The organism is Cytobacillus oceanisediminis, from assembly GCF_022811925.1.
In the GTDB taxonomy this organism is placed as follows: Bacteria; Bacillota; Bacilli; order Bacillales; family Cytobacillaceae; genus Cytobacillus; species Cytobacillus oceanisediminis_D.
Map to the genome: position 1 here is coordinate 413,951 of NZ_CP065511.1, position 20,493 is coordinate 434,443.

At 44.8% G+C, this 20,493-nt stretch carries 17 protein-coding genes, 10 tRNA genes and 3 rRNA genes; 27 read left to right on the forward strand and 3 right to left on the reverse strand.

The window, feature by feature from the left end; genetic code table 11:
• The first annotated feature begins 11 nt into the window (after window positions 1-11).
• Window positions 12-734, forward strand: a complete 723-nt coding sequence (gene cwlD, locus IRB79_RS02155) for an N-acetylmuramoyl-L-alanine amidase CwlD (protein ID WP_243506504.1) — start codon at window positions 12-14, stop codon at window positions 732-734.
• 140 nt (window positions 735-874) lie between these two features.
• On the forward strand, window positions 875-1,933 hold the full coding sequence (locus IRB79_RS02160) for an Mrp/NBP35 family ATP-binding protein (protein WP_243506505.1): 1,059 nt from the start codon (window positions 875-877) through the stop codon (window positions 1,931-1,933).
• Window positions 1,934-1,980: 47 nt separating this feature from the next.
• Here the strand turns inward: IRB79_RS02160 and gerD are convergent, their stop codons facing one another.
• Window positions 1,981-2,625 (reverse strand): spore germination lipoprotein GerD, encoded by a 645-nt coding sequence (gene gerD / locus IRB79_RS02165; protein ID WP_243506506.1) that lies wholly within the window; start codon window positions 2,623-2,625, stop codon window positions 1,981-1,983.
• Between the two features lie 147 nt (window positions 2,626-2,772).
• Here gerD and IRB79_RS02170 point away from each other — a divergent pair, with 147 nt between their 5' ends.
• Window positions 2,773-3,405 (forward strand): KinB-signaling pathway activation protein, encoded by a 633-nt coding sequence (locus tag IRB79_RS02170; protein ID WP_243506507.1) that lies wholly within the window; start codon window positions 2,773-2,775, stop codon window positions 3,403-3,405.
• 112 nt (window positions 3,406-3,517) lie between these two features.
• On the opposite strand, the gene pdaB is transcribed toward IRB79_RS02170, so the two are convergent.
• A complete protein-coding gene (gene pdaB, locus IRB79_RS02175) occupies window positions 3,518-4,270 on the reverse strand; it encodes a polysaccharide deacetylase family sporulation protein PdaB (RefSeq protein ID WP_243506508.1) in 753 nt (250 codons plus the stop codon).
• A gap of 144 nt (window positions 4,271-4,414) precedes the next feature.
• On the opposite strand from pdaB, the gene IRB79_RS02180 reads away from it, so the two are divergent.
• The 16 genes from IRB79_RS02180 to rocF all read left to right on the forward strand — a co-directional run bounded on the left by IRB79_RS02180 (window position 4,415) and on the right by rocF (window position 12,183).
• Window positions 4,415-4,645: a hypothetical protein gene (locus IRB79_RS02180; RefSeq protein ID WP_243506509.1), complete on the forward strand. Its 231-nt coding sequence runs from the start codon at window positions 4,415-4,417 to the stop codon at window positions 4,643-4,645.
• Between the two features lie 263 nt (window positions 4,646-4,908).
• Window positions 4,909-6,433 (forward strand): 16S ribosomal RNA (locus IRB79_RS02185).
• A gap of 181 nt (window positions 6,434-6,614) precedes the next feature.
• Window positions 6,615-6,746, forward strand: a complete 132-nt coding sequence (locus IRB79_RS27985) for a hypothetical protein (protein WP_258760818.1) — start codon at window positions 6,615-6,617, stop codon at window positions 6,744-6,746.
• Window positions 6,741-9,670, forward strand: a 23S ribosomal RNA gene (locus IRB79_RS02190). Before IRB79_RS27985 ends, IRB79_RS02190 begins: the two co-directional genes overlap by 6 nt.
• A gap of 126 nt (window positions 9,671-9,796) precedes the next feature.
• Window positions 9,797-9,913: ribosomal RNA gene (rrf, locus tag IRB79_RS02195) — 5S ribosomal RNA — on the forward strand.
• The 16S, 23S and 5S rRNA genes sit together here with 10 tRNA genes alongside, the layout of an rRNA operon.
• A gap of 21 nt (window positions 9,914-9,934) precedes the next feature.
• A tRNA-Asn gene (locus IRB79_RS02200) sits at window positions 9,935-10,009 on the forward strand.
• Between the two features lie 35 nt (window positions 10,010-10,044).
• Window positions 10,045-10,117 (forward strand) — tRNA-Thr (locus IRB79_RS02205).
• 27 nt (window positions 10,118-10,144) lie between these two features.
• Window positions 10,145-10,219: transfer RNA gene (locus tag IRB79_RS02210), tRNA-Glu, on the forward strand.
• Window positions 10,220-10,223: 4 nt separating this feature from the next.
• Window positions 10,224-10,299: transfer RNA gene (locus IRB79_RS02215), tRNA-Val, on the forward strand.
• Window positions 10,300-10,304: 5 nt separating this feature from the next.
• A tRNA-Thr gene (locus tag IRB79_RS02220) sits at window positions 10,305-10,380 on the forward strand.
• Between the two features lie 12 nt (window positions 10,381-10,392).
• A tRNA-Tyr gene (locus tag IRB79_RS02225) sits at window positions 10,393-10,476 on the forward strand.
• Window positions 10,477-10,540: 64 nt separating this feature from the next.
• Window positions 10,541-10,615: transfer RNA gene (locus IRB79_RS02230), tRNA-Gln, on the forward strand.
• A 155-nt stretch (window positions 10,616-10,770) separates the two neighbouring features.
• Window positions 10,771-10,843: transfer RNA gene (locus IRB79_RS02235), tRNA-Lys, on the forward strand.
• Window positions 10,844-10,912: 69 nt separating this feature from the next.
• A tRNA-Gly gene (locus tag IRB79_RS02240) sits at window positions 10,913-10,987 on the forward strand.
• Window positions 10,988-10,990: 3 nt separating this feature from the next.
• Window positions 10,991-11,063 (forward strand) — tRNA-Ala (locus IRB79_RS02245).
• A 214-nt stretch (window positions 11,064-11,277) separates the two neighbouring features.
• Entirely contained in the window at window positions 11,278-12,183 is a 906-nt protein-coding gene (gene rocF / locus IRB79_RS02250) for an arginase (RefSeq protein ID WP_243506510.1), read from the forward strand.
• Between the two features lie 41 nt (window positions 12,184-12,224).
• Here rocF and IRB79_RS27990 read toward each other — a convergent pair whose 3' ends face one another.
• Window positions 12,225-12,383, reverse strand: a complete 159-nt coding sequence (locus IRB79_RS27990; protein ID WP_279401046.1) for an aspartyl-phosphate phosphatase Spo0E family protein — start codon at window positions 12,381-12,383, stop codon at window positions 12,225-12,227.
• A 174-nt stretch (window positions 12,384-12,557) separates the two neighbouring features.
• On the opposite strand from IRB79_RS27990, the gene sigW reads away from it, so the two are divergent.
• From sigW to IRB79_RS02285, 8 genes are all read left to right on the forward strand, one after another.
• Window positions 12,558-13,121 carry an RNA polymerase sigma factor SigW gene (gene sigW, locus IRB79_RS02255; RefSeq protein WP_048008702.1) on the forward strand — a complete coding sequence of 188 codons (564 nt, stop codon included), beginning with the start codon at window positions 12,558-12,560 and terminating at the stop codon, window positions 13,119-13,121.
• Window positions 13,122-13,138: 17 nt separating this feature from the next.
• Entirely contained in the window at window positions 13,139-13,774 is a 636-nt protein-coding gene (locus tag IRB79_RS02260; protein ID WP_243506511.1) for an anti-sigma factor family protein, read from the forward strand.
• A gap of 177 nt (window positions 13,775-13,951) precedes the next feature.
• On the forward strand, window positions 13,952-14,779 hold the full coding sequence (gene cdaA, locus IRB79_RS02265) for a diadenylate cyclase CdaA (protein WP_206845561.1): 828 nt from the start codon (window positions 13,952-13,954) through the stop codon (window positions 14,777-14,779).
• Window positions 14,772-16,082: a CdaR family protein gene (locus IRB79_RS02270; protein ID WP_243506512.1), complete on the forward strand. Its 1,311-nt coding sequence runs from the start codon at window positions 14,772-14,774 to the stop codon at window positions 16,080-16,082. Before cdaA ends, IRB79_RS02270 begins: the two co-directional genes overlap by 8 nt.
• A gap of 34 nt (window positions 16,083-16,116) precedes the next feature.
• A complete protein-coding gene (gene glmM / locus IRB79_RS02275) occupies window positions 16,117-17,466 on the forward strand; it encodes a phosphoglucosamine mutase (RefSeq protein WP_243506513.1) in 1,350 nt (449 codons plus the stop codon).
• A 297-nt stretch (window positions 17,467-17,763) separates the two neighbouring features.
• Window positions 17,764-17,889, forward strand: coding sequence for a hypothetical protein (locus IRB79_RS27995; protein ID WP_275724031.1), 126 nt, complete (start codon window positions 17,764-17,766; stop codon window positions 17,887-17,889).
• A gap of 96 nt (window positions 17,890-17,985) precedes the next feature.
• Window positions 17,986-19,788 carry a glutamine--fructose-6-phosphate transaminase (isomerizing) gene (gene glmS / locus IRB79_RS02280; RefSeq protein WP_243506514.1) on the forward strand — a complete coding sequence of 601 codons (1,803 nt, stop codon included), beginning with the start codon at window positions 17,986-17,988 and terminating at the stop codon, window positions 19,786-19,788.
• 302 nt (window positions 19,789-20,090) lie between these two features.
• Window positions 20,091-20,480, forward strand: coding sequence for a ribbon-helix-helix protein, CopG family (locus IRB79_RS02285; protein ID WP_243506515.1), 390 nt, complete (start codon window positions 20,091-20,093; stop codon window positions 20,478-20,480).
• Window positions 20,481-20,493 lie beyond the last annotated feature (13 nt).

The following is a 20,493-nucleotide window of genomic DNA, read 5'->3' on the forward strand; positions in this document are numbered from 1 at the left end:
GATTAGGACATATGAAGAAAAAATTAAAAATAGGCGGGTTTGCGATCGGGCTTATCGTCCTTTTTCTAATTTTGCAATATGACTTTACGGATGATGATTCCTGGGAATCGTGGAATCTGCCTTTAACAGGAAAAATCATCTTACTTGATCCCGGCCATGGCGGCCCGGATGGCGGGGCAGGGGATGAAGGTGCTCTCGAGAAAGATATCGCACTGGATGTATCATTAAAAGTAAGGGATTACCTCCAGGAGCAGGGAGCACTTGTGCTGATGACGAGGGAGGAAGACAGAGACCTCGCACCAGAGGGAACCAGAGGTTACAGCCGGAGAAAAGTAGAAGATCTGAAGAAACGGCTTGAAATGATAAATACTTCTAATTCTGATTTTTATGTCAGTATCCATTTAAATTCAATTCCTTCCCCTCGATGGAGCGGAGCACAGACTTTCTATGCTCCGGGGATTAAGGAAAATGCCAAAGCCGCAAAATTCATACAGGACGAACTCCGCCGCAACCTGGAGAATACCAAGCGGAACTCGAAGCCTTTAAACAATGTATTCATTTTAAAATACGCCAAAAAGCCAGGTGTCTTAGTAGAAGTGGGATTCTTATCAAATCCTGGGGAACGGGCCAATCTGAAAACTGATGAATATCAGGATAAAATCGCTGCCTCCATCTACAATGGAATCATGCGCTACTATACCAATGAAAAAGAATTGACCGAAACATGGGAATGAAAAGGTGCTGAGAAAGTGCCTTTTCTTATTATTGATGCAGGGAAATAGTGAATGTATTTCTGGTGTGATAGAATTAACAGTATAGAATATTCAATATGTTATACTAAAATGGAAACGAATTCAGAAGGCGGGTGCAATGTATGTTAACTGAACAGAAAGTCAAAGAAGCTTTAAGCGGCTTGCAGGAACCATTTTTACATAGAACATTGGGCGAACTTAACGCCATTGAAGAAATCAAAATCAAGGAAGAAAAGAACCATGTCAGCGTCAAGATTCAAATCGCCAAGACAGGTACAGCTGAACAGCTTCAGCTTCAGACTCAAGTCGTCAATCTTTTAAAAGAAGCAGGAGCCGCAACTGTTGGCATACGCTTCAGCGAGCTTCCTGATGAAGTGCTTTCACAATATAGAGAGGCAGCGTCTGAAGAAGACAAAGGCCTGCTTTCTCCTGGAAATAAAACTGAGTTTATTGCCATTGCCAGCGGAAAAGGAGGAGTCGGCAAATCCACCGTATCTGTAAACCTGGCAGTATCCCTGGCCCGTTTAGGAAAAAAGGTCGGTCTGATCGATGCCGATATTTATGGATTCAGCGTACCGGATATGATGGGCATTACAAAGCGCCCTGTGGTAAGAGGAGAAAGAATTCTGCCGGTTGAGCGCTTTGGAGTAAAAGTAATCTCAATGGGATTCTTTGTAGAAGATAATGCACCAATTATCTGGAGAGGCCCAATGCTTGGCAAAATGCTGAACAGCTTTTTCAATGAAGTAGAATGGGGCGAATTGGATTACCTTCTTCTTGATTTGCCTCCAGGTACGGGAGATGTTGCCCTGGATGTGCACACAATGCTCCCATCCTGCAAGGAGATCGTTGTGACAACTCCGCATCCTACAGCCGCATTTGTTGCTGCGAGAGCTGGTGCTATGGCACTTCGCACTGAGCATGAAATCCTGGGTGTTATCGAGAACATGGCCTATTTCGAGAGCCAATTGACTGGTGAAAGAGAGCACGTATTTGGTCAAGGCGGCGGTGAAAAGCTTGCTGAGGAACTGCGGACAGAAGTGCTGGGCCAGCTGCCTCTTCAGCAGCCTGATTGGAATGAAGAAGACTTCGCTCCGTCCATTTATGATGAAGATCATAAGCTCGGACAGATTTATACAGATATCGCCCGCAAAGTTATCCAATCAATTGAAAGCAAGTAATGAAAGAAACCTCTTCCGAATTGGAAGAGGTTTTGTTTTTAAAGGAGTTATGCTCCGCCTCCCTGGCCGCCACCGCCGCCGCCTTGGTCTGCACCCTGGCCGCCGCCTTCACCGCCGCTTTCTCCACCGCCTTGCTGACCGCCGCTTTTCGTTTCTTCTGCTGCTTTCAGAAGGATGTCCTGAATTTTCGCTTTAAAAAGCGGGCTTTCAAATGTTTCGGTCATTACTTTCTGTATATGCTCCCGATATTCCTTGCTTTTAAGGACATCCGTAACTTCTTTTTCGAGTTCGGGATCTTTAAGTACTTCTATCATCATTCCCCGGTATTCAGGGTCTTTCATTAGATCTTTTAAGAGCTGCTCATTTTCTTTCTGCATGCTTTTTGCCATGCTTTCGGCAAACTTTGGATCATCAAAGGACTTCTTCCAAAACTCTGTACCTTTATCAGAGGTTAAGGTTTTTTCAATGGTATCGGCTACTACCTTTTGGTCCATGACCATCTTTTGCTGCATTTTTTCATCAGCCATCAATTCTTCGAGCGCCTTTTTACCTTCATCGGTCTTTAATATATCTACAACCATTTTTTTAGTTTGCTCATAATCCATTTGGCCGTTGCCCGTTTCACCTTGGCCGCAGCCTGATATGAAAAACACTAGCGCTAATGGAAGGAGCAAACGGAATTTTTTTATCATGATGAAGCTCCTTTCAGAGGTGTCCTTACCTTTAGAATGAAGAAATTCAGCAAATATTATGCGCTGGAAATACAATGCCTAGATTTTTCAAACTTTGGTTGGTACAATCATAAAGAATGAATTTATTTATTATGGGGGAAAAATAAATTGACTAGCCGTAATTGGGTAAAGCTTTTTATATCAACTCTTTTAGTTGGAGGATTAACTACTGGAGTTGTCGGATTTATTGTGCGCTGGGATGAATTTGCGCCTATTTTTGCTGACTTCGATTTCCTTGAGATTCTGTCGGTATTCTTCTGGCTTATAGGTGTAGGATTAATCTTCAGCATCATTAGCCAAATGGGCTTCTTTGCTTATTTGACGGTACACCGCTTCGGGTTGGGAATTTTTAAAGGATTATGGAATCCTATTCAGATTGTCCTAATTTTATTTGCTTTGTTTGACTTGGTTTACTTCCGTTATAAGGCTTTTGCGGGCGGGGGAGACAGTATGCTTCCGTATATTGGCGTAGCGGCTTTTCTCCTTATAGTCGCACTTGTGGTTGCAGCAATTAAAGCAAAGCAGACCAATCAGCATGCATTTATTCCTGCAGTATTTTTTATGGTGGTTGTAACCGCCATTGAGTGGGTGCCGGTCTTAAGGGTAAATGAGGAAAGCTGGCTATATCTAATGCTGTTCCCATTACTAGTCTGCAACACCTACCAGCTGCTTATCCTTCATAAATTAAATGAGGATTCTCAAAAACAAAGAAGCAATCTAGCTCAAAAGCCATCCAAATAATGGATGGCTTTTGTTTTAAGTATAGAATTTTGAATGTCGATAACTGTCTGGCGCAAGCAGCCTACCTCTCGTCTTGTGCTTATCGGGGGTGGGCAAGGCGGATCCCGCTTATCTATTTTATTTCACTTGTCTTCGTCTCAGCATTAGCAATCATTTCAGAAACGGAAACGAAATTGAGCCCCTTGGATTTTACATCATTTAAAATGAGCGGAAGAGCTTTGGCTGTTTGTTTTGCAGAATCGGAAGCATGCAGAAGTACGATATCTCCTTTTTTTGCTTTTGATACATTCTCTGCAATCCTCTCTACACCCGGATTGGTCCAATCCTTTGAATCAACGCTCCAATGGACAACGGTAAAGCCCATCCTTTCAGCAACCTTTAACGTTTTCTGGTCAAAATGTCCTGTTGGGGCGCGCATAAGCTTAATGTCTTTAATATTAAGCTTTCTAAATGCTTCCTGCGCCTTTGCAAGATCTCTCCTGATCTTATCTTCTTCAAGCTCTGTATAATCTTCATAGCTATAGCCTAAAATTCCAATTTCGTAACCTTCTTTCACGATCCTCGAAACTAAATCCGGATGGCGTTCAGCCCAGGAGCCAGCAAGAAAAAAAGTCGCAGATTTAACATTTTCTTTTTTGAGAATATCCAGTATGGGCTCTGCTTTTACATCCCCCCAGCCTATATTAAAGGTGAGGGCTAAATCCTTTTCCCCTTTGTATATCGCTTTAGGCCCGTCTTTGGTCGAAAAAGCAGGCAAGTGGACAATGCTCTGCATATAGAGAAACCAAGCCGTGAAAAATGCTGCAATGACAACCAGCGAAATTTGTTTTAATGACTTACCATTCAATACATAAAAAAAGTTCATAACAATTCACCTCGTCCGATACCTTACTAATCCATACCTATGCTGAACTTGTCTCTTCCATGAATAAAAAATTTACTCATAATAAATCCTATATGGAAAAATACTACAGAAAACAAATTGAACAATTCATTGGAGGCCACCAAAATGATTGGAATGCTATTAAATCAGAAAGAGCTAAAAGAAATGGAGTATCTCATTAAGCGGGAAATGGACGAAATATTATTCGATTTAAAAGATGACAGGATCGACCACATTGTCAAAAGAGCCATGGAAGAACGATATAAAATTCTATTTTCCTTATTTCAGCGTATGGCAACTCCAGCAGACTGCCTTAAATACATGCGTTCCCGCCAGCATCATGAAAAGAAGGGGTAATGTATTTTTGTGCTGAAGAAAAAAATACAAAAAATGTGTTGACTTGTTATTGATATCTTGGTATATTAATAAACGTCGCTGATGACGGAAAGCACAAATAAAAACAACTTAAAAAAAGTTGTTGACGTCGGAGTTGACACGTGATATATTAAGAAAGTCGCTTCCGAGCGGCGGATTGATCTTTGAAAACTGAACGAACAAAAACGTCAACGTTAATTCTTTAGTCTTTTTTAAAAAGATAACTTATGAGCTTAATCAACTCTTATATGGAGAGTTTGATCCTGGCTCAGGACGAACGCTGGCGGCGTGCCTAATACATGCAAGTCGAGCGGACAGATGGGAGCTTGCTCCCTGAAGTCAGCGGCGGACGGGTGAGTAACACGTGGGCAACCTGCCTGTAAGACTGGGATAACTCCGGGAAACCGGGGCTAATACCGGATAATTCTTTCCCTCACATGAGGGAAAGCTGAAAGATGGTTTCGGCTATCACTTACAGATGGGCCCGCGGCGCATTAGCTAGTTGGTGAGGTAACGGCTCACCAAGGCGACGATGCGTAGCCGACCTGAGAGGGTGATCGGCCACACTGGGACTGAGACACGGCCCAGACTCCTACGGGAGGCAGCAGTAGGGAATCTTCCGCAATGGACGAAAGTCTGACGGAGCAACGCGTGAGTGATGAAGGTTTTCGGATCGTAAAACTCTGTTGTTAGGGAAGAACAAGTACCGGAGTAACTGCCGGTACCTTGACGGTACCTAACCAGAAAGCCACGGCTAACTACGTGCCAGCAGCCGCGGTAATACGTAGGTGGCAAGCGTTGTCCGGAATTATTGGGCGTAAAGCGCGCGCAGGCGTTCCTTAAGTCTGATGTGAAAGCCCCGGCTCAACCGGGAGGTCATTGGAAACTGGGAACTTGAGTGCAGAAGAGAAGAGTGGAATTCCACGTGTAGCGGTGAAATGCGTAGAGATGTGGAGGAACACCAGTGGCGAAGGCGACTCTTTGGTCTGTAACTGACGCTGAGGCGCGAAAGCGTGGGGAGCAAACAGGATTAGATACCCTGGTAGTCCACGCCGTAAACGATGAGTGCTAAGTGTTAGAGGGTTTCCGCCCTTTAGTCTTTGCGACAAACGCATTAAGCACTCCGCCTGGGAGTACGTAAGGCTGAAACTCAAAGGAATTGACGGGGGCCCGCACAAGCGGTGGAGCATGTGGTTTAATTCGAAGCAACGCGAAGAACCTTACCAGGTCTTGACATCTCCTGACAACCCTAGAGATAGGGCGTTCCCCTTCGGGGGACAGGATGACAGGTGGTGCATGGTTGTCGTCAGCTCGTGTCGTGAGATGTTGGGTTAAGTCCCGCAACGAGCGCAACCCTTGATCTTAGTTGCCAGCATTCAGTTGGGCACTCTAAGGTGACTGCCGGTGACAAACCGGAGGAAGGTGGGGATGACGTCAAATCATCATGCCCCTTATGACCTGGGCTACACGTGCTACAATGGATGGTACAAAGGCGCGAGACCGCGAGGTTAAGCGAATCCCATAAAACCATTCTCAGTTCGGATTGCAGGCAACTCGCCTGCATGAAGCCGGAATCGCTAGTAATCGCGGATCAGCATCTGCGGTGAATACGTTCCGGGCCTTGTACACACCGCCCGTCACACCACGAGTTTGTAACACCCGAAGTCGGTGGGGTAACCTTTGGAGCCAATGCCTAAGGTGGGACAGATGATTGGGGTGAAGTCGTAACAAGGTAGCCGTATCGGAAGGTGCGGCTGGATCACCTCCTTTCTAAGGATATTTACATGAAACGTGACGTTCTTTGTTCGTTCAGTTTTGAGAGTTCAATCTCTCAATGAAAGATTCGTTCTTTGAAAACTAGATAATGTTAATGAAGAAGCAATAACCGAGTAATCGCCATCTTAGTTTTTTTCTCTTATTTTTGTTTTAAAACAACGTAAGAGCACAAACCATGAGGGCAATGAGAAGCAAGAAGATCAAGGAAGCGACCGAACGAGCACCGGAGCGTACGAGAGTACGTGAGGAGCACAGTGACGGAGCTGACGCAGAGATTCGCCGTTTATCATTGGCCGAAGTAGGTTAAGTTAGAAAGGGCGCACGGTGAATGCCTTGGCACTAGGAGCCGATGAAGGACGGTACTAACACCGATATGCTTCGGGGAGCTGTAAGTAAGCTTTGATCCGGAGATTTCCGAATGGGGAAACCCCCTATCCGTAATGGGATAGGATCTTTACCTGAATACATAGGGTATTGAAGGCAGACCCGGGGAACTGAAACATCTAAGTACCCGGAGGAAGAGAAAGCAAACGCGATTCCCTGAGTAGCGGCGAGCGAAACGGGATTAGCCCAAACCAGGAGGCTTGCCTCCTGGGGTTGTAGGACACTCTACACGGAGTTACAAAGGAACGAGGTAAATGAACAGGTCTGGAAAGGCCGGCCAGAGAAGGTAAAAGCCCTGTAGTTGAAACTTCGTTCCCTCCAGAGTGGATCCTGAGTACGGCGGGACACGAGAAATCCCGTCGGAAGCAGGGAGGACCATCTCCCAAGGCTAAATACTCCCTAGTGACCGATAGTGAACCAGTACCGTGAGGGAAAGGTGAAAAGCACCCCGGAAGGGGAGTGAAAGAGATCCTGAAACCGTGTGCCTACAAGTAGTTAGAGCCCGTTAATGGGTGATAGCGTGCCTTTTGTAGAATGAACCGGCGAGTTACGATTACATGCGAGGTTAAGTTGAAGAGACGGAGCCGCAGCGAAAGCGAGTCTGAATAGGGCGAATGAGTATGTGGTCGTAGACCCGAAACCAGGTGATCTACCCATGTCCAGGGTGAAGTCCAGGTAACACTGGATGGAGGCCCGAACCCACGCACGTTGAAAAGTGCGGGGATGAGGTGTGGGTAGCGGAGAAATTCCAATCGAACTTGGAGATAGCTGGTTCTCTCCGAAATAGCTTTAGGGCTAGCCTCATGTAGTAAGAGTCTTGGAGGTAGAGCACTGTTTGGACTAGGGGCCCCCATCGGGTTACCGAATTCAGACAAACTCCGAATGCCAAAGACTTATCCATGGGAGTCAGACTGCGAGTGATAAGATCCGTAGTCAAGAGGAAACAGCCCAGACCACCAGCTAAGGTCCCAAAGTATACGTTAAGTGGAAAAGGATGTGGAGTTGCTTAGACAACCAGGATGTTGGCTTAGAAGCAGCCACCATTTAAAGAGTGCGTAATAGCTCACTGGTCGAGTGACTCCGCGCCGAAAATGTACCGGGGCTAAACGTATCACCGAAGCTGTGGATTGACATCTTACGATGTCAGTGGTAGGAGAGCGTTCTAAGGGCGTTGAAGCCAGACCGCAAGGACTGGTGGAGCGCTTAGAAGTGAGAATGCCGGTATGAGTAGCGAAAGATGGGTGAGAATCCCATCCACCGAATGCCTAAGGTTTCCTGAGGAAGGCTCGTCCGCTCAGGGTTAGTCGGGACCTAAGCCGAGGCTGAAAAGCGTAGGCGATGGACAACAGGTTGATATTCCTGTACCACCTCTTTACCGTTTGAGCAATGGGGGGACGCAGGAGGATAGGGTAAGCGCGCTGCTGGATTAGCGCGTCCAAGCAGTTAGGCCGGTAACGAGGCAAATCCCGTTACCACACAGGCTGAGCTGTGACGGCGAGGGAAATTTAGTACCGAAGTTCCTGATTCCACACTGCCAAGAAAAGCCTCTAGCGAGGGAAAAGGTGCCCGTACCGCAAACCGACACAGGTAGGCGAGGAGAGAATCCTAAGGTGAGCGAGAGAACTCTCGTTAAGGAACTCGGCAAAATGACCCCGTAACTTCGGGAGAAGGGGTGCTCATTAGGGTGCATAGCCCTGATGAGCCGCAGTGAATAGGCCCAGGCGACTGTTTAGCAAAAACACAGGTCTCTGCGAAGCCGCAAGGCGAAGTATAGGGGCTGACGCCTGCCCGGTGCTGGAAGGTTAAGAGGAGAGGTTAGCGCAAGCGAAGCTTTGAATCGAAGCCCCAGTAAACGGCGTAACTATAACGGTCCTAAGGTAGCGAAATTCCTTGTCGGGTAAGTTCCGACCCGCACGAAAGGCGTAACGATCTGGGCACTGTCTCAACGAGAGACTCGGTGAAATTATAGTACCTGTGAAGATGCAGGTTACCCGCGACAGGACGGAAAGACCCGTGGAGCTTTACTGTAGCCTGATATTGAATTTTGGTACAGCTTGTACAGGATAGGTAGGAGCCTGAGAAGCCGGAGCGCCAGCTTCGGTGGAGGCGTCGGTGGGATACTACCCTGGCTGTATTGAAATTCTAACCCGCGCCCCTTATCGGGGCGGGAGACAGTGTCAGGTGGGCAGTTTGACTGGGGCGGTCGCCTCCTAAAAAGTAACGGAGGCGCCCAAAGGTTCCCTCAGAATGGTTGGAAATCATTCGCAGAGTGTAAAGGCACAAGGGAGCTTGACTGCGAGACCTACAAGTCGAGCAGGGACGAAAGTCGGGCTTAGTGATCCGGTGGTTCCGCATGGAAGGGCCATCGCTCAACGGATAAAAGCTACCCCGGGGATAACAGGCTTATCTCCCCCAAGAGTCCACATCGACGGGGAGGTTTGGCACCTCGATGTCGGCTCATCGCATCCTGGGGCTGTAGTCGGTCCCAAGGGTTGGGCTGTTCGCCCATTAAAGCGGTACGCGAGCTGGGTTCAGAACGTCGTGAGACAGTTCGGTCCCTATCCGTCGTGGGCGCAGGAAATTTGAGAGGAGCTGTCCTTAGTACGAGAGGACCGGGATGGACGCACCGCTGGTGTACCAGTTGTCTTGCCAAAGGCATCGCTGGGTAGCTATGTGCGGAAGGGATAAGTGCTGAAAGCATCTAAGCATGAAGCCCCCCTCGAGATGAGATTTCCCATAGCGTCAAGCTAGTAAGATCCCTGAAAGATGATCAGGTTGATAGGTCAGAGGTGGAAGCGTGGCGACATGTGGAGCTGACTGATACTAATCGATCGAGGACTTAACCAAGTCATTGGTGAATACTCGGCAATACTTCTTCATGCATTATCTAGTTTTGAGGGAACGAAAAAATGAAATTTCCTCTTGAAAAAAACATCAAAAGAAAGTATAATCATACTTGTCTTTTGAAAATAGTCTGGTGGCGATGGCGAGAAGGTCACACCCGTTCCCATACCGAACACGGAAGTTAAGCTTCTCAGCGCCGATGGTAGTTAGGGGCTGTCCCCTTGTGAGAGTAGGACGCTGCCGGGCTGTTTACCAAAATACCACTTTTCCGCAGTAGCTCAGTGGTAGAGCATTCGGCTGTTAACCGAACGGTCGCAGGTTCGAATCCTGCCTGCGGAGCCATTTTCATAAAGCCCTTTTGGGAATTATGAGCTGTTGCTTCCATAGCTCAGCAGGTAGAGCACTTCCATGGTAAGGAAGAGGTCACCGGTTCGAGCCCGGTTGGAAGCTCTCTTAATGTAGACAACTAGAGTACTAGGCCCCTTGGTCAAGCGGTTAAGACACCGCCCTTTCACGGCGGTAACACGGGTTCGAATCCCGTAGGGGTCACCATTTTGGAGGATTAGCTCAGCTGGGAGAGCATCTGCCTTACAAGCAGAGGGTCGGCGGTTCGATCCCGTCATCCTCCACCATATTTGCCGGTGTAGCTCAATTGGTAGAGCAACTGACTTGTAATCAGTAGGTTGGGGGTTCAAGTCCTCTCGCCGGCACCATCTTTTTTAGATGGAGGGGTAGCGAAGTGGCTAAACGCGGCGGACTGTAAATCCGCTCCTTCGGGTTCGGCAGTTCGAATCTGCCCCCCTCCACCATTTATTCTTAATAAAACACAAAAAACTGGACAAGCTATGAATGTCCTTTTTATTTTGTAATTATTGGGCTATAGCCAAGCGGTAAGGCACCGGACTTTGACTCCGTCACTCGCAGGTTCGAATCCTGCTAGCCCAGCCATTTTTGATCCATTAGCTCAGTCGGTAGAGGATTTTAAAAGATTGCAGCATCGAAGCGTTACATCCCTGATTGGCAAGCTTTTATAATCTGCGACAAAGACCGAAGGGCTTTGAAGCACATCTGCAAATGAAGTTCAGGCATCAGGATTATATTATGAGCCATTAGCTCAGTCGGTAGAGCATCTGACTTTTAATCAGAGGGTCGAAGGTTCGAGTCCTTCATGGCTCACTTTATAGAAAGACGCAGACCTTAGGAATCGAGTCCTGAAGGTCTTACTTGTAAATATAAATATTTTTTGCGGAAGTAGTTCAGTGGTAGAACATCACCTTGCCAAGGTGGGGGTCGCGGGTTCGAATCCCGTCTTCCGCTCCAAATGGGGCCTTAGCTCAGCTGGGAGAGCGCCTGCTTTGCACGCAGGAGGTCAGCGGTTCGATCCCGCTAGGCTCCACCTTTATACATAATACGACAATCCTTAGACCAGCATGGTTTAGGGATTTTTTACTTTACAAACAATAATTTGGCAAAAACATAGGAAGCTAACATAGTATATTTAGAAGCCTCTTTCCTGGCAGCCGCATATATATACACGATTTTGTCGAGTTGAGTCATGTGTTTGAAAGCGGTTAAAATATGAGTATAAAGGGAAAGGGAGGACTTGTACTATGAAAAGACAGAAATTATCGATAATTGGAATGCCGATGGATCTTGGCCAGATGAGACGCGGTGTGGACATGGGGCCAAGTGCGATCCGATATGCAGGTGTGAATGAGCGATTAAAGTGTTTATTCGAAGATATCCATGACCAGGGCGATATTGCCATTGGCCGTCCGGAAGTTCAAATCGATCCAAATTCAAATCTTAGAAACTTGGACCTTATTGCTGAAAAGACAGAAAAACTAGGAGAAGAAGTTGATAAAGCAATAGAAAGTGGTTCTTTTCCATTAGTACTTGGCGGCGATCACAGCATCGCAATTGGAACATTGGCCGGTGTTTCGAAGCATTACAAAAATCTTGGGGTAATCTGGTATGATGCCCACGGGGATTTAAATACAGCTGAAACTTCACCTTCAGGGAACATTCATGGCATGCCTCTTGCAGTAAGCTTGGGAATTGGGCACCCGCTTTTAACCAATGTAGGAGGATATGCTCCAAAGGTTAAGCCGGAGAATATTGTCATTATTGGGGCAAGATCTTTGGATGAAGGAGAGCGGGAGCTTATTAAGGAAAAAGGCATTAAAGTATACACCATGCACGAAATTGACCGGCTTGGGATGACAAAGGTTATGGAGGAGTCTATTACATATTTAAAAGAAAGAAATACAGATGGTGTTCATCTGTCACTGGATTTGGATGGGCTGGATCCGCATGATGCACCGGGTGTTGGAACTCCAGTTATTGGCGGCATCAGCTACCGTGAAAGCCACTTGGCCATGGAGATGCTCGCAGAATCTCAGATCATTACATCGGCTGAATTTGTAGAGGTTAACCCGATTTTGGATGACAAAAACAAAACAGCTACCGTGGCAGTCGCGCTTATGGGTTCATTATTTGGCGAAAAGCTTCTATAATAATAGAAAATAAAAATGAGCAGAACGTAAACAAGTTCTGCTCATTTTTTTGCTGTGAGTGTATAATATTTATTTAGAAGTTGATCGAGTTTCGTGCTGGTATCAACTACCATATGATCTGTAAAAGAAGCGGAACCTGCTAACTGGATCATTCTTGACCGGCAATCCTCAATATCTCTCAATAGTTCCTTAACACACACCGTAACCAACCCTTTTCGATTAATTTAGTACTTTTATACCCTAAAAGAAAAAAAATAAACCAGAATAAGTAAAAATTTGCTAATATAGAAATTGAATGTTTTTTTATTAAAATGAAACCTTTTCCGCTATCGATTCGTATTATCGATTAGCCGCACTGGAGCGGAGGTAAAAAAATGGAGACAATCGTAAAGAAGAGGATAAAGCAAGTATTAAAAGGCGACCAGGATGCTTATGCTGAAGTTGTTGAAATATACAAAGATAAAGTTTTTCAGATTTGCTACAGAATGCTGGGAAACAGGCATGAGGCAGAGGATATTGCTCAGGAGGCTTTCTTAAGAGCCTATGTAAACATTGCCAGCTTTAATATTGACTTGAAATTTTCCACGTGGCTCTATCGGATTGCCACTAACCTTTGTATAGACAGAATCAGAAAAAAGAAGCCTGATTATTATCTGGATGCAGAGGTCGCAGGAACGGATGGACTGAACATGTATTCTCAAATTGCTTCCGATGCGAGGCTGCCGGAGGAAGATGTAGAAAGCCTTGAACTCCAGGAAACAATCCAAAGGGAAATATCGAAGCTTCCGGAGAAATATCGTTCGGTTATTGTTTTAAAATATATTGAAGAATTATCGCTGAACGAGATCAGTGAAACGCTCGACCTTCCTCTGGGAACGGTTAAAACCAGGATTCACCGGGGCAGGGAAGCACTTAGGAATCAATTAAGATACGTTTAAAAAAGAGGGTGAGAACTTTGAAATGTCCAGCAGAAATGGTTGTTTATATGCATGAGTACCTAGATGAAGAGATCTCAGCCGAACATGAGAAGGAATTAAGGGCACATTTGCAGAACTGTGAGGAATGCCAAATTCATTTCCATGAATTAAAGAAGACGATCGCTTTAGTCCAAAGCACTTCACATATACAGGCACCTGAAAATTTCACGGCAAACGTTATGGCGAAATTGCCTAAAGAAAAGCGAAAAGTCGGGGTTCAGCGCTGGTTCAGGCATCATCCGCTTTTAACTGCGGCATCCCTCTTTCTTGTTCTGATGATGGGAAGCGTCGTTTCTTCCTGGGATCAGGATCACCAACTATCGGTTTCTAAGCAGCCAAACCTTGTTGTGCAAAACGATAAGGTGATTGTACCAGAAGGCGAAGTGGTAAAAGGCGATGTAGTGGTTAAGAACGGCGACTTGGAAATCAAGGGCGAAATAGACGGAAATGTTACGGTCATCAATGGCCAGCAGTACATGGCTTCAGCCGGTAATGTTACCGGAGAAATCGAAGAGGTTGATGCCATTTTTGAATGGCTGTGGTATCACATCAAAAAGGCAGCCAAGGATGCTGTAAATGTATTTGAAAACGGAGAAACAGACAAAGAGAAATAGACATAACCATAGTAAGAATCCCTGCTTTAAGGCAGGGATTCTTAGTGTACTTATTTTTCCAGGTGGTGTCTGTTGTCTCAAAATTGGAATTAGCGTTAAATATGATATAATATGAAAGTTACATAAAGGAACTTTAAGCATTGATTGCTTTTGAAATATATATTTGGAGGAAGGATAATGTCGTTTGCAGATTTCTCTATTTTGAAATTGTTGGCTAATACAATAGACATTCTCCTTGTCTGGTACGTCATCTATAAGCTCATAATGATTGTTAAAGGAACAAAGGCTGTCCAATTGCTGAAAGGGATTTTTGTCATTATCCTGGTTAAAGTAGCAAGCGACAAGTTCCACCTGCAAACATTAGGCTGGATGATGGAACAAGTGCTTCTTTGGGGATTTCTGGCCATCATAATCATTTTCCAGCCGGAGCTGCGAAGAGCATTGGAGCAATTGGGGAGAGGAAGATTCTTCTCAAGGACGGCTAATCAGGAGGAGGAAAATCAGGAGAAACTCGTCGAATCCATAGCTAAGGCTGTGGATTATATGGCTAAACGCCGCATTGGGGCGCTTATTTCAGTTGAGCGGGAAACAGGGATGAACGATTATATTGAAACCGGTATTCAGCTGGATTCCAAAATTTCATCTGAGCTCCTGATTAATATATTTATACCGAATACACCGTTGCATGACGGAGCCGTTATCATTCAAAAGAATTGTGTGGCTGCAGCAGCGTGTTATCTGCCTCTGTCAGAAAGTCCATTCATTTCAAAAGAGCTGGGCACCAGACATAGGGCTGCTTTAGGTATAAGTGAAGTAACTGACAGTATTACCATTATCGTTTCAGAGGAAACAGGAAGTGTTTCCTTAACCAAAAACGGTGAGCTGCACCGTGATTTAAAAGCTGAAGCTTTTAAAGATATGCTTTCAAATGAGTTGCTTGTTCAACATAAAATAAAGCAGACTTCTTCAGGTCTTTGGAACTGGAGGGGGAAAAAGAATGGATAAGTTAATTGATAAATTGGTAGATACCCGCTGGTTTATGAAAATTGTTGCCTTGATTCTGGCACTTTTTCTATTTGATTCAGTATATGATGCAGATAAGGAATTAAAGAACATAAACGTTCCTGGCCAGCAGGATTCAGACATTATTGAAGATGTCCCGGTGAAAAGTTATTATGATACGGAAAATCTGGTCGTTACCGGTATTCCAGATACTGTTGATTTGAGCATAGAGGGTCCCAAAAGCCACCTTGAGCCAGCGAAAAAACAGCAGAACTTTGAAGTATATGTAGATTTGACGAATGCAGAAATTGGCTCTCAAAGAGTGGAAATTAAGATCCGCGATATCTCAGATAAACTTGATGTGACGATCAATCCGCAATATGCAGATGTGACAGTCCATGAAAAAGTGACCCAGGAATTTAAAGTGGATGCAGAATTTAATAATGGCCTGCTTGGTGAGGGCTATACGGCCGAAGCGGCATCTGCAGAACCAAAGACGGTAAAAATCACGGGAGCAAAAGAAGTGATTGAGCGGATCAGCTTTGTTAAAGCAACCCTTGATGTAAAGGGGCCAATAACCGAGACAATCACTGATGAAGCAACTGTCAGGGTATTGGACCGTGAGATGAATAAGCTTGATGTTATTGTGGAACCCCAAGTGATTCAAGTAACAGTGCCGGTTAAGCAGTTAAGCAAGACGGTTCCCGTTACGATCGTCCGGAAGGGGGACCCTCAAGATGGTGTTACCATTAATTCGATTGAACTCGATGTTAACGAGGCTTCTATAACGGGCCGGGAAGAAATATTAAATGAGACTGAAAGTGTCAGGGTAGAGGTGGATGTCAGCAAGATTGATAAAGATACCGTGCTCACCCTGCCGGTTATTATTCCGGATGGGATTTCTGCAGTGGATCCTAAGACAGTGAAGGCGTCTGTTAACGTTAGCACTGAGGAGAATGTGAATGAAGAGGATAATACAGAAGAGCCTGCTGAAGAAACAGAGGCACAGGAACAAGAGGAAACCAAAACCTTTTCAAGCCTCCCCATCAACTTAGCTGGTTTAGCTGAAGAATATGAAGCGGTCCTTAATAACCCAGCTTCCGGACGGACAAGTATTACGGTTACCGGTAAAAGCAGTACGGTTCAGGATCTCAAAGCTGAAGATTTTAATTTATATTTGAGCCTGGCAGACCTTGGTGAAGGTGACCATGAGGTGCCAATCAATATCGATGGCCCTTCAGGGGTGGAAATAAAACCTGCAGCAGGTAAAGCGACTATAACAATTACGCGAAAAGAAGAAGCTTAATATAGTTTTTAAAGTTAGAAGGAGCGATTATAAAATGGGTAAATATTTCGGTACAGATGGAGTACGAGGAGTTGCAAATAGTGAATTGACACCAGAGCTGGCTTTTAAACTGGGCCGTTTTGGGGGTTATGTATTAACGAAGGACCATGATCGTCCGAAAGTATTAATCGGCCGTGATACCCGTATTTCGGGCCATATGCTGGAAGGCGCACTTGTAGCGGGGCTATTATCAATCGGAGCAGAAGTTATGCGCCTCGGAGTCATTTCAACGCCTGGCGTCGCTTATTTAACAAAAGCTCTGGGTGCAGAAGCTGGCGTAATGATTTCTGCATCCCATAATCCTGTTGAAGATAACGGAATCAAGTTCTTTGGCCCGGATGGGTTTAAACTGTCCGATGATCAGGAGGCTGAGATTGAGGAATTAATGGATATGGCAGAAGACCAGCTTCCAAGACCGGTCGGAGGCAGCCTGGGACAGGTGAATGATTACTTTGAAGGCGGACAGAAGTATCTTCAATACCTAAAGCAGACGGTTGATGAAGATTTCTCTGGCATCCACATTGCGCTCGATTGTGCACATGGTGCTACTTCACCGCTGGCAACACACCTATTTGCTGATCTTGATGCTGATCTTTCCATGATGGGAGCATCTCCTAACGGGTTAAATATCAATGCAGGAGTCGGTTCTACTCATCCTGAGGCATTGTCTGCCTTTGTTAAGGAAAAAGAAGCAGATGTAGGTTTGGCTTTTGATGGCGATGGCGACCGTTTAATTGCCATTGATGAAAATGGCGATATTGTAGATGGCGACCAGATCATGTATATCTGCGGAAAATACATGAAAGAGCAGGGAAGGCTTAAGCAAAATACTGTTGTTTCCACTGTGATGAGCAACCTTGGCTTCTATAAAGGGCTTGAAGCCAACGGTGTGGAAAGTGTTCAGACAGCTGTAGGCGACCGCTATGTTGTGGAGGAAATGAAGAAGAACGGATACAACCTTGGCGGAGAACAGTCAGGTCATATCATTTTCCTGGACTACATCACAACTGGAGATGGGCTTTTGACAGGCCTTCAGCTTGTTAACATCATGAAAGTAACCAAGAAGCCGCTATCTGAGCTTGCGAACGAAATGCAGAAATTCCCGCAGAAGCTTGTAAACATTCGTGTAACAGATAAGCATCATGTAACAGACAATGAAAAAGTGAAAGAAGTCATTGCACAGGTTGAAGAAGAAATGAACGGAAACGGCCGGATTCTGGTACGTCCTTCCGGTACAGAGCCGCTTGTCCGCGTAATGGCAGAAGCCCCAACGGGTGAACTTTGCGCAGCCTATGTAGAGCGCATCGCTGCTGTTGTTGAAAGTGAAATGGGATTAAAAGAATAAAAAGCACAAATCATATGCATAAGGGAACTCCTGAACTCCCTTATGCATATTTTTATATATGGAGTTTACAGCCGTACAAAAAGGGAATACCCAAATGGCTGGCTGGCAGGCAGCTGCCTTAATTTATCTGTTGACGGAAGTCTGACTTTGATGTATGATAATCCTGTTTTTGTATTTAAGAATACAGGACATCTTTATTCAAGAAGAGAAAGGTGGATCGTGAGAAATTAATTTAATCTAAAGCGCCTGAACTGATCCTGGACGTAAGGATTAGTTGACGAGGAGGAGGTTTATCGAATGTTCGGCGGATGCCTCCCGGTTGAAAGCACAACCGATGATTTCTTCTTTAAAACATTCGGGCAACTGAATGCACAAAGAGAAGGGAATGCTAAAACTAAGAAACGCTCACCCAAGAGGCTGTAATGCCCCTTATTGCGGCGAATATAAAAAAACAGAGATAAGGGGCAGGACTGCCCCGAAAAGGCTTCTTGCCCCTTCATTAATAGGAGGAAAAGAAGTATGTGTGGTATCGTTGGATATATTGGAAACTTAGATTCAAAGGAAATTTTATTAAAGGGCTTGGAAAAGCTTGAATATAGAGGCTATGATTCAGCTGGCATCGCGGTTATAAATGATAACGGCGTTCAGGTTTTCAAGGAAAAAGGCCGTATTGCGGACCTTCGCAGTATTGTTGATGAAGATGTAATGGCAAACACAGGGATTGGCCACACCCGCTGGGCGACTCATGGTGTTCCAAGCACAGTAAATGCTCATCCTCATCAAAGTAATTCTGGCCGTTTTACTCTTGTTCACAATGGCGTAATTGAGAACTATGACATCTTAAAGCGCGAATATTTGCAGGGAGTTGCCCTTAAAAGTGATACAGATACAGAGATCATCGTTCAGCTGATTGAATTATTCGTGAACGAAGGTGCTAATACTGAAGAAGCGTTCCGCAAAACGCTGACACTTTTAAAAGGCTCTTATGCAATCGCCCTATTGGATGCAGAAAACGATGAAACGATTTTTGTTGCGAAAAACAAGAGCCCTCTTCTGGTTGGATTAGGTGAAACATTCAATGTAGTCGCTTCTGACGCAATGGCGATGCTGCAAGTTACAGATCAATATGTTGAACTAATGGACAAAGAAATCGTTATTGTCACAAAAGATGCTGTTAAAATCCAGACGCTGAATGGCGAGGAAATCAGCCGTGATCCGTATACGGCCGAATTGGATGCAAGCGATATTGAAAAAGGAACATATCCTCACTACATGCTGAAAGAAATCGATGAGCAGCCTTTAGTGATGCGCAAAATCATCCAGAAGTATCAAGATGATAATGGCGAGCTGACAATCGATCAGGAAATCGTTGAAGCGATGAACGATGCAGACCGCATTTATATCATTGCTGCCGGGACTTCATATCATGCAGGTCTTGTTGGAAAGCAGTTCATTGAAAAAATCGCAAAAATCCCAGTTGAGGTTCATATTTCAAGTGAGTTTGGCTACAATATTCCGTTGCTTTCAGAGAAGCCGCTATTTATCTTTATCTCTCAAAGCGGTGAGACAGCTGATAGCCGTGCCGTACTAGTAAATGTGAAGGAAATGGGCCATAAGGCATTAACCATTACAAACGTTCCAGGTTCAACTCTATCACGTGAAGCAGAATACACGTTATTGCTTCATGCCGGTCCTGAAATTGCGGTTGCTTCTACAAAGGCATACACAGCCCAGATTGCTGTATTATCCATTCTTGCAGAAGTTACAGCGAAGAGCCGCGGATTAGAACTGGACTTCAACCTTGTTCAGGAGCTAGGCATTGTTGCTAATGCAATGGAAGTCCTTTGCGATGCGAAGGAAGAGTTCGAAGATATAGCACGCAAATTCCTTTCCACTACACGCAATGCGTTCTTTATTGGCCGTGGGATCGACTACTATGTTGGCCTTGAAGGTGCACTTAAGCTGAAGGAAATTTCATATATTCAAGCTGAAGGCTTTGCAGGCGGAGAATTAAAGCATGGAACCATCGCTTTAATCGAGAACGGTACGCCAATCATTGCCCTGGCAACTCAAGAAAGTGTTAACTTAAGCATTCGCGGCAACGTCAAAGAGGTTGTTGCCCGTGGAGCAAACCCTTGCATCATTTCCATGAAAGGGCTGGAAACAGAAGAAGACAGCTTTATCATTCCGGAAGTGAGCGAGCTATTAACACCTCTTATCTCTGTAATACCTTTACAATTAATCTCTTACTTTGCTGCGCTGCACCGCGAGTGTGACGTAGATAAGCCGCGTAACCTGGCTAAGTCGGTTACTGTGGAGTAAGGAAAGTCTGTATTGAAAATAATGCTGGACCAGTAAAGTTGGGGTGCCGACTTGAAAATTGCCGCTCCACAACATTTATAAAAATTTGATCAAGTAAGACTCAATCCAATTGCAGGATTGGGTCTTTTTTTAAAATGAGAATTGCAGATAAGACCGGCAACATTTAGCATTCATTTAAGCTGCGAAAATTTAGCAGTCTGGCGTAATAAAAGAAGGCAGTTACGGATTCAGGCAGGATTTACAACTGTTTTCTTAAAGGGTATGATTTTTATAGGTAGATAATAGATTATGGGAGCGGAATAATGAAAGAATTAACATTCAAATCTTACGACCAATTTCTCCAATTTAACGAACATAAGGCGATGGAAAAAGCGGTCATGAAGGGACTTCAAGGAGATGAACTAGTAAAATTCAAACTTGATTTCCTGCAAAGAGCCAAAACAATGTGGAAAGAGTATGATTGTGATCTTTGGATTCAAAAACACGGATATGTCATCATAAATGTATGGAAAGACGGCAGTGGCAAAAGAAAAGTAACAAGAGGAAGACCAAAAAAACTAGATTCTGAAAAATATATACATACCGTTCATGTTAGGTTAGATGAGGAAACGTATCGGCAGCTCACGAATCACTGCCAGGAAAATCAAATCGATGTATCTGAAGCTATTCGGGTTCTTATTAAAACACTATAGAGGCAACAAATGG

Bases quoted from the DNA above. Each gene is read 5' to 3' on its own strand.
- cwlD (WP_243506504.1), top strand. From the start codon at position 12: ATGAAGAAAAAATTAAAAATAGGCGGGTTTGCGATCGGGCTTATCGTC.
- IRB79_RS02160 (WP_243506505.1), top strand. From the start codon at position 875: ATGTTAACTGAACAGAAAGTCAAAGAAGCTTTAAGCGGCTTGCAGGAA.
- gerD (WP_243506506.1), bottom strand. From the start codon at position 2,625: ATGATAAAAAAATTCCGTTTGCTCCTTCCATTAGCGCTAGTGTTTTTC.
- pdaB (WP_243506508.1), bottom strand. From the start codon at position 4,270: ATGAACTTTTTTTATGTATTGAATGGTAAGTCATTAAAACAAATTTCG.
- IRB79_RS02180 (WP_243506509.1), top strand. From the start codon at position 4,415: ATGATTGGAATGCTATTAAATCAGAAAGAGCTAAAAGAAATGGAGTAT.
- IRB79_RS27985 (WP_258760818.1), top strand. From the start codon at position 6,615: ATGAGGGCAATGAGAAGCAAGAAGATCAAGGAAGCGACCGAACGAGCA.
- rocF (WP_243506510.1), top strand. From the start codon at position 11,278: ATGAAAAGACAGAAATTATCGATAATTGGAATGCCGATGGATCTTGGC.
- sigW (WP_048008702.1), top strand. From the start codon at position 12,558: ATGGAGACAATCGTAAAGAAGAGGATAAAGCAAGTATTAAAAGGCGAC.
- cdaA (WP_206845561.1), top strand. From the start codon at position 13,952: ATGTCGTTTGCAGATTTCTCTATTTTGAAATTGTTGGCTAATACAATA.
- IRB79_RS02270 (WP_243506512.1), top strand. From the start codon at position 14,772: ATGGATAAGTTAATTGATAAATTGGTAGATACCCGCTGGTTTATGAAA.
- glmM (WP_243506513.1), top strand. From the start codon at position 16,117: ATGGGTAAATATTTCGGTACAGATGGAGTACGAGGAGTTGCAAATAGT.
- IRB79_RS27995 (WP_275724031.1), top strand. From the start codon at position 17,764: ATGTTCGGCGGATGCCTCCCGGTTGAAAGCACAACCGATGATTTCTTC.
- glmS (WP_243506514.1), top strand. From the start codon at position 17,986: ATGTGTGGTATCGTTGGATATATTGGAAACTTAGATTCAAAGGAAATT.
- IRB79_RS02285 (WP_243506515.1), top strand. From the start codon at position 20,091: ATGAAAGAATTAACATTCAAATCTTACGACCAATTTCTCCAATTTAAC.